Raw genomic sequence first — 542 nt, 5'->3', positions numbered from 1 at the left:
CATTCATMGGGCGCTGTCGCGTCCGAACCTGCTGATGGGCGCGGACCGGGAGCTGGTGCTTATTACCGGTCTTGCMGCAGTCATCCTCATCTTCRTCGTCCTGACGATCTATTCCGCGCTCTTCGGCGTCGCCGTCTGGATCGTCGTCGTTGGGCTTTTGAGGGTGATTGCAAAGGMGGATCCGCTGATGCGACAGGTCTATGTCCGCCATATCTCCTACAAGCATTACTATAAGGCGACCTCCTCGCCCTGGCGCCGGTATTGAGGAGAAGGCATGGTCGCGCTCAAACGCTTMCGGGCTACCGGCCCGTCCTTTGCGGATCTCGTCCCCTATGCCGGCCTMGTCGACAATGGCGTGCTCCTGTTAAAAGACGGAAGCCTGATGGCCGGCTGGTATTTTGCCGGGCCGGACTCGGAGAGCGCCACGGACTTGGAGCGCAACGACCTGGCGCGGCAGATMAATACAATCCTGTCGCGGCTTGGGAGCGGCTGGATGATCCAGGTCGAAGCCGTTCGCATCCCGACATTCGACTATCCGTCGG

1 protein-coding gene and 1 pseudogene are annotated in these 542 nt (G+C 60.4%); both read left to right on the top strand.

Features of this window, described 5'->3' with window-relative positions; all coding sequences use genetic code 11:
* Nucleotide 1 precedes the first annotated feature (1 nt).
* A complete protein-coding gene (locus tag QD357_RS32890) occupies nucleotides 2-265 on the top strand; it encodes a conjugal transfer protein TrbD (protein ID WP_414126172.1) in 264 nt (87 codons plus the stop codon).
* A 9-nt stretch (nucleotides 266-274) separates the two neighbouring features.
* A pseudogene (locus QD357_RS32885) lies at nucleotides 275-542 on the top strand (conjugal transfer protein TrbE); the annotation flags it as partial.

Source organism: Rhizobium sp. BR 317 (genome assembly GCF_047445835.1).
GTDB lineage: Bacteria > Pseudomonadota > Alphaproteobacteria > Rhizobiales > Rhizobiaceae > Rhizobium > Rhizobium paranaense.
This window is presented reverse-complemented; position numbering and strand designations above follow the sequence as displayed.